The sequence below is a fragment of the Amycolatopsis sp. NPDC057786 genome (assembly GCF_042797905.1).
Classification (GTDB): domain Bacteria; phylum Actinomycetota; class Actinomycetes; order Mycobacteriales; family Pseudonocardiaceae; genus Amycolatopsis.
Window position 1 is genome coordinate 1 of record NZ_JBHVKW010000182.1, and the last position, 7,093, is coordinate 7,093.

General features: G+C 69.2%; 7 protein-coding genes. All 7 read right to left on the minus strand.

Going from position 1 to position 7,093, the window contains the following annotated elements; genetic code table 11:
- Positions 1-87: 87 nt before the first annotated feature.
- Entirely contained in the window at positions 88-993 is a 906-nt protein-coding gene (locus tag ACFVM3_RS41430) for an SDR family NAD(P)-dependent oxidoreductase (protein WP_378445333.1), read from the minus strand.
- A gap of 67 nt (positions 994-1,060) precedes the next feature.
- Positions 1,061-2,251, minus strand: coding sequence for an ATP-grasp domain-containing protein (locus ACFVM3_RS41435; protein WP_378445335.1), 1,191 nt, complete (start codon positions 2,249-2,251; stop codon positions 1,061-1,063).
- Positions 2,248-3,303, minus strand: a complete 1,056-nt coding sequence (locus tag ACFVM3_RS41440; protein WP_378445337.1) for a cysteine synthase family protein — start codon at positions 3,301-3,303, stop codon at positions 2,248-2,250. The genes ACFVM3_RS41435 and ACFVM3_RS41440 overlap by 4 nt, the downstream gene beginning before the upstream one ends.
- Positions 3,300-4,283: an ABC transporter substrate-binding protein gene (locus tag ACFVM3_RS41445; protein ID WP_378445339.1), complete on the minus strand. Its 984-nt coding sequence runs from the start codon at positions 4,281-4,283 to the stop codon at positions 3,300-3,302. Before ACFVM3_RS41445 ends, ACFVM3_RS41440 begins: the two co-directional genes overlap by 4 nt.
- Entirely contained in the window at positions 4,280-5,068 is a 789-nt protein-coding gene (locus ACFVM3_RS41450; RefSeq protein WP_378445341.1) for an ABC transporter ATP-binding protein, read from the minus strand. The genes ACFVM3_RS41445 and ACFVM3_RS41450 overlap by 4 nt, the downstream gene beginning before the upstream one ends.
- Positions 5,068-6,162, minus strand: a complete 1,095-nt coding sequence (locus ACFVM3_RS41455) for a FecCD family ABC transporter permease (protein ID WP_378445343.1) — start codon at positions 6,160-6,162, stop codon at positions 5,068-5,070. The genes ACFVM3_RS41450 and ACFVM3_RS41455 overlap by 1 nt, the downstream gene beginning before the upstream one ends.
- Positions 6,143-6,883 carry a class I SAM-dependent methyltransferase gene (locus tag ACFVM3_RS41460; protein ID WP_378445345.1) on the minus strand — a complete coding sequence of 247 codons (741 nt, stop codon included), beginning with the start codon at positions 6,881-6,883 and terminating at the stop codon, positions 6,143-6,145. Before ACFVM3_RS41460 ends, ACFVM3_RS41455 begins: the two co-directional genes overlap by 20 nt.
- Positions 6,884-7,093 lie beyond the last annotated feature (210 nt).

Consider the following 7,093-nt stretch of genomic DNA (forward strand, 5'->3'; position numbering starts at 1 on the left):
ACGTTGCGAAAGCCACTTTCGCAACCTTCAACGTTGCGAAAGTGGCTTTCGCAACCTGCCACCCGCGCCATCAAGCGAACCAGCCGCTCAGGCGGGCGGGGTGAACCCCGGCGGCATCGCCATCGGCCGCCCGGCGTTCAAACCACCGTCGACGAGAACGGAAGTCCCGGTCAGATAGCCGAAATCCGGTGACGCCAGGGCGAGAACGGCCGAAGCGATGTCCGCGGCTTCCCCCATCCTCCGCAGGCCGTGGACGTTCAGCGGCCCCCAAGCCTCCTTGAACCGCGCCCACAGGTCGTCCGGGATACCCGGCGGGCGCACCAGCCTGGTATCGATCGTCCCCGGATCGATCGAGAGCACCCGGATCCCCTTCGCGCCGTAGTCCAGCGCGGCCGCGCGCACCAGGCCCTGCACGGCGCGTTTGCTCGCGGTGTAGGCGGCGTGCCCCGGCCTGGTCTGGTCGGCCTGCGCCGACGCGGTGCAGACGATCACCCCGCCGCCCGCCTTCAGCAGATGCGGCACCTCGTACTTGATCGAGAGGAACACGCCACGCGCGTTGGTGCGCTGCACGTCCTCCCACTCGTCGAGGGAGATTTCGTGCAGCGGCTTGCCGAGGTGGATCCCGGCGTTGTTGAACGCGATGTCGAGCCTGCCGTACCGCCGGACGACGGTGTCCACAAAGGACTGAACCTGTTCGGGAACCCGGACGTCCGCCCGGAGATAGGTCGCTTCCCCGCCCGCGCGGCGGATCTCCCGCTCGACCTCACGCCCGAGCTCTTCCCGCCTGCCACAGAAACCGACTTTCGCGCCGGCCGCGGCGAACACGATGGCCGTCGCACGGCCGATCCCCGACGTCGCCCCTGTGACGAGCACGACCTTGCCCGCGAACCGCCGCCGGTCTTCCCCCGCCGTGGCCGTGTTCGCCGCCAGCATCGTGACACCGGCCGCCATCGCGCCCCCGAGCACCGCGCGCCTGCCCACTGTCCCGTCCACGCTTCCCTCCAGATGGATAGCCCTACTTCCCAAAACAGAAAGTAGAGCTATCCATCTGAGAGAACTCTCAAGAATCGATCTCCGGCGTGATCCCGCCCGCCGCGGCCAGCGCGCGATGCAACGCCAGCTCCGCCGTCGGCCCTTCGGCGAGGACGATCCCGGTGCACGACCGCTGATCCGCGAGGTGCCGGATCTCGTCGCCGGGGCTCGCCGTCGGATACCACTCCGGCGAACCGGGCAGGCCGGGCAGCCTGTCGAGCCCCGACCAACCCTTCAGCACGCCTTCCGCGGCCGGGTACGCCAGTACGAACGCGACACCCGGTCCCCCACCGACTTCCTCGGTGAGCAAAGCGGGTTCCTCGCCAAGCGCCATGGCGATCATCGCGGAATAGACGTTGGTGCCCAACGACCGGCACAACGCCTCGCCGAGCATCGCCCCGCCGATCCGGATGTTGATCTCGACGACCTCCGGACCGTCGGCGGTCAGCACGAATTCGGTGTGCGCGAATCCCTGCTCGTGTCCGGCGGCCTTGAGCACCCGGCCGATCCAGTCGGCCAAGCCCGCGTACTCGGCCGCGGAGAAGGCTACCGGGAACGCGGCGGCTTCCTCACGCCGCACCGGCTCGGGCGACAACTGACGGGAGAGGATCCCGAGCAGCCGCGTCCTTCCTTGCCAGGTGACGGTTTCCGCGCTGTAGAGCGGGCCGGTGAAATACGGTTCGGCGATCAGATGTCCCTTGAGCGGCGTGGTCTTCGCCTCCAGCCTGGCTCGTTCGAGTTCGGCCTGATCGCGGACGAGCCAGACACCCCGCGACGACGTTCCCGAAGAATCCTTGACCACCAAGGGAAACCCGAGTTCCTCGGCGACCACGACCGGCACCGGCCTGCCGCGGGTGAGCCCGTGTTCGTACAGCCGGTCGCGCACCGCGCCCTTGTCCCGCAGCACCCGCACGGCGGCCGCGTCCGGCCCGGGCAGGCCGAGCCGGGCGGTGAGTTCCGCGCCGGGCAGTGCCCAAGTGTCGGTCGAGTTGATGATCCCGGCGAGGTCCGGGATGGCGCGCAACGCGGTCTCACAGGCCGCGATGTCGGTGGTGTCGATGTCGACGACCTCGACCCGGTCCGGCCCGAGGACGCCGAGTTCGTAGCGGTAGATGTCGCGATTTCCGGTGAACAGCACCAGTTTCCGCCCGGCCTCCGCGGCCGCGTCGGCGAGCCTGCCCAGGCCGAAGGTGAGTGCTTCCAGCAGGACGACGGTCACGACACCCGCTCCTTCCGGTACGACGGCTGCACGGGTATCCCGAACCGGCGGCGCCGCCAGTCCATCGCCGCCCACGGCAGGGCGAGTTCGTCGAGTGAGGCGATCTCGCGCGGCGCGAGGCCCGCCGGGTCGACGGCTTCCCGGTGCCGGGCGAAAACCCTTGCGGTGTAACGGTGTCCGGTGTCCGCGCCGATCACGACGTGGGTCCGATCCGGATTCCGCGCCGCCTCCCAGCCCGCGACGAGGTACGCCGCGCCGGTGGAAAGCCCGGCGAACACGGCGTGGTCACGCATCAGACCGACGGTCGCGGCCATGGCGTGCACGAAGTCCAGCCAGTGGATCCGGTCGTACAGCGCGTGATCCACGTTGCCGAACGGGATGGCGGAGCCGATCCCCGCGATGATCGCGTCCGGATCGGTGAACCGTTCGCTGCCGAAGGTGACGCTGCCGAACGGCTGGACCCCGGTCAGGCGGACGTCGGGATCGCGTTCACGCAGCGAGCGGGCGATCCCGCCGGTCGACGCGCCGGTGCCCACACTGCCGACGACGGTGAGCGGCCCGGACGGCAGCGCGCGGGCCACGAGATCGGCGACCTCGGCGTAGCCCACGTAGTGCACGGGGTCGTGGTACTGGCGCATCCAGTGCATGTCCGGATGACGTTCCAGCAGTTCGTGCACGCGGGCGACCCGGCGCCGCTGGTCGAGGCGGAGATCGTCCGACGGCGGCATCTGGTCCACCGTCGCGCCCAGGATCTCCAGCTGCGAACGCATGGTGAGGTCGACGGTGGTGGACGCGACGATATGGCAACGAAGACCGTAACGATGACAGGCCATCGCCAGCGCGAGCGCGTAGATCCCGCTGGAGCTGTCGATCAGCGTTTGTCCTTTTCGGACGGTGCCGTCGGCGAGCAGCGACCGCACCGCGCCGAGCGCCGCGTAGACCTTCAGGGTCTCGAAGCGGATCAGCACGATGTTCGGTTCGAGCCGGATCAACGCGGGTGTCTTGATCGCGTCGGTGACGTGTTCGTGGACCAGCGCGGACATCGCGGTCACCGGCCGATCGAGCGCAGATACGCGGCCAGCGATTCGGCGCCCGCCGCGTTGCGAGGGCCGCTCACGAGGTCTCCGTACGAGATGACGTGGAACCGGTTGTCCCGGACGGCGGGCGTGTTCTTCAGCTGTGGCGCGGATTTGAGGAACGCGATCTTTTCCTGCGCCGGCTGGTCGGCGTAGTCCACCACGACGATCACCTCGGGTTCGGTCTTGACCACGGCTTCCCAGCCGACGCTCCCCCAGCCGTCCGGCAGATCACGGAAGACGTTGGTCCCGCCCGCGGCGTCGATGATGTCGTTGGGAGCGGCGTGTTTCCCGGAGGTGAACGGCTGATCGGTGCCGGAGTCGTAGACGAACACCTTGGCGGGCGGTGTCTTCGGCGCTCCGGAACGGACCTTGTCGAAGCGCCCCTTGAGTTCCGTGACCAGCTCGTCGGCCCGCTGGCGGACACCGAAGATGTCGCCGAGATTGCGCAGATCGGTGTAGAGCGCTTCGAGCGGCGTCACTTCCGACTTCGCCGCCGGATACTCCCAGCAGGTCTCGGTGTGCAGGTAGCTCCGGATACCGACCTGCTCCAGCAGTTTCGGCGTGATCCCACGTTCCTCGCTGAACCCGGAGTTCCAGCCCGCGATCACCCAGTCCGCCTTGGCGTTGACCAGGATCTCACGGGTGACCCGCGAGGTGCCGAGCCGTTCGACCTTGGCGTAGTCGTCCTTCCATGGCGAACCGGCGATCGACGGGTCGCCCAGCGAATTCATCACGTAGCCGCGCATGCGGCCGGCGAGCCCGAGCGCGAACATCTTCTCGGCGCCCGAAACGTCATAGGCGACAGGACGTTGCGGTGCCGGGAAGGAGACTTGCGCGCCGCAATTGGTCACCGTGGCCTGTGCCGGCGCGGTCGGCCCGGCCTCGACCTGGGCACCGCAGGCGCTCAGGAGCAGCGCCGCGGCGAAGAGCGCGGTCACCCTGGACGGCTTCATCGTGTGATCCCCTCGGTTTCATCGGCGGGAAGGTCGTAGAGCAGTTGGAGCGCCCCGGTCACGGGATGGGTCACCTGGGTGACCTCGACGCCGAACACGGCGCGGACCGTTCCGGGGGTGAGCACTTCGGCCGGGGTTCCGGAGGCGACGAGCGATCCGCCGCGCAGCAACGCGATCCGATGACAGACGGCCGCGGCGAGGTTGAGGTCGTGCAGCGCGACGAGCACGGTGAGCCCGCAGTCACGCAGGAACTTCAGCAGTTCCACCTGGTGCCGGACGTCGAGATGGTTGGTCGGCTCGTCGAGGACCAGTACCTCCGGTTCCTGCACGAGCGCCCTCGCCACCAGCACCCGCTGCCGTTCGCCACCCGAGAGCGTCAGCACACTGCGCTGGGCGAGATGGGTGATGTCCATCCGCCGCAACGCTTCCCGGCACAGCGCGCGTTCGCGAGCCGACAGCCGGAGGTTTCCGCGCTGATGCGGCGACCGCCCGAGCGCGACGACCTCCTCGACGGTGAAGTCCAGATCCGCCCGGCTGTCCTGGGTGAGCGCGGCGATCCGGCGGGCGGTGTCGCGCAGCCCCTGCCCGGCGAGGTCGGTCCCGTCGAGCAGGACCGCACCACCGGACGGCGACAGCGCCCGGTAGACACAGCGCAACGCCGTCGACTTGCCGCTGCCGTTGGGGCCGAGGAGGCCGACGACCTCGCCGGCGCCGACGTCCAGGCACAGCTCGCGGATCAGCGTCGACCCGGCCACCTCGACGGAAAGTTCGCGCAGCGACAGCATCAGCGGCCTCCGAACGCGTAGCCGCGGCGCCGCATCACGACGAGGAACACCGGAACGCCGATGAGCGCGGTGATCACGCCGAGCGGCAGTTCCTCGGGTGCGACGAGCGTGCGGGCGAGCAGGTCGACCCACACCAGGAAGACCGCGCCCACCAACGGCGCCAATGCCAGCACCCGGCGGTGCCCCGAACCGGCGATCATCCGCACCACATGTGGCAGGACCAGCCCGACGAACCCGATCGAGCCGCTGACCGCCACGAGCAAACCGGTGACGACCGCGGTGAGCAGGAAGAGCCAGCGGCGCAGCGCGGCCGCGTCGGTGCCGAGGCTCATCGCGGTCTCGTCGCCCATGGACAGGACGTCGAGCGCGGTGCCGTAGCGCAGCAGGACCACGACCGCGACGGTCACGCCGAGCGCGGCCAGCGGCAGGGACGCCCACGTCGCCGCGCCGAGGCTGCCGAGCAGCCAGAACAGCACGGTCTGCGCGGCCTGGCCGTTCGGCGACAGGTAGACGAGCACGCTCATCACGGCCTGGAAGGCATACGTGAGCGCGACCCCGGTGAGCACGAGGCGCAACGGCGTCAGGCCGACTTTGCTGCGGGCGGCCAGATAGACGATCACGGTCGCGCCGAGCGCGCCGAGGAAGGCGGCCGTCGACAGCGCCAGCACGCCGAGCCCGGCGAACAGGCCGAACACGACGACGGCGGCGGCGCCGACCGAGGCACCCGACGAGATCCCGAGCACGAACGGATCGGCGAGGGCGTTGCGGACGAGGGCCTGTACCGCGACGCCGACCACCGCGAGCCCCGCGCCGACGACGGCCGCCAGCAGCACCCGCGGGGTGCGGACCTGCCAGACGATCGAATACCCGGTGACCTCGTCGCCGGTGATGGTGCCGCCGGTGATCGCCTTTCCCAGGTAGCGCAGGACATCCGTGAGCGCGACGTTCGACGGGCCGAGCGCGATGCCCGCGATCAGCGAGATCAGGAGCGCGACCGACAGCAGGATCACCGGGCCCGTGAGCCGGAGCGGGCGCGCGGTGTCGTCATCCGGTTCCGCGAAGAGACGGAGAGGTTCAGCCGGCACGTTCACCACGCACGATCAGGCGGCGCGCGTGGTTGTCGTAAGGCGAGCCGTCGAAGTCACCGAAGCACTCGACGCCGGTGAAGCCCGCCGTCTCGAACAGCGCCTTCAATTCCTGGGCGCTGTACAAGAAGGAAAGGATCGACGCCTGTTTCGCCTCGCCGTCGCGCACCAGAGTCCACTCGGTCCTGAGCCGGGTCCAGTCGTCGAGGATGGTATCGCGCATGAACACCGTCCCGCCGTCGACGTCGACCGCCTTCGGGCGGCCGACCCAGCCGGCCAGCACCTCCTTGCCGAGTACGTCGATCAGCAGCCTGCCGCCGGGCGCGAGACTGGTGTAGGCGTTTCGCAGCACCGTGAGGTTGTCGCCCGGCTCGGTGAAGTAGCCGAACGACGTGTACATGTTGATGATCAGGTCGTACGCGGCAGGTTCGGTGTATTCGAGCATGTCGGCCTGGATCAGCTTCGCCGCGACTCCCGCGTTTTCGCAGGCTTCGCGCGCGCGTTCGAGCATCGCCGGGCTGAGGTCGACGCCGGTCACGTCGGCGCCCCTCTTCGCCAGCGGCACGACGTGGATCGCCGGGCCGCACGCCAGATCGAGCACCTTCGCGCCGTCGGCGACCTTGAGCAGCGGTGACGTGGCGGTCAGGCGTTCGGCCTCTTCGGCCCGGCTGGGCGGGAACATCACGTCCGCGAAGCCGACCCACAGGTCGTCGTCCTCGTACCAGTGCATCTCTCTCCGCTCGCCGGGCCGCACGATTCAGCCCCACAAGTCGTCGAAAGGTCGTCTTCGGTTCCCGGCTCCGCCACCTTTCTCGTGGAGTGATCACGGGATGGCCGGTCCGTGAAGGCCCCCTTTGAGACGCTGGATGCCTTCAAGGGAGCGGCGCCCGTGCCCGCCTGAAGTACATGAAGGCCCCCTTCCTTGCGCCTGGCGCAAGGA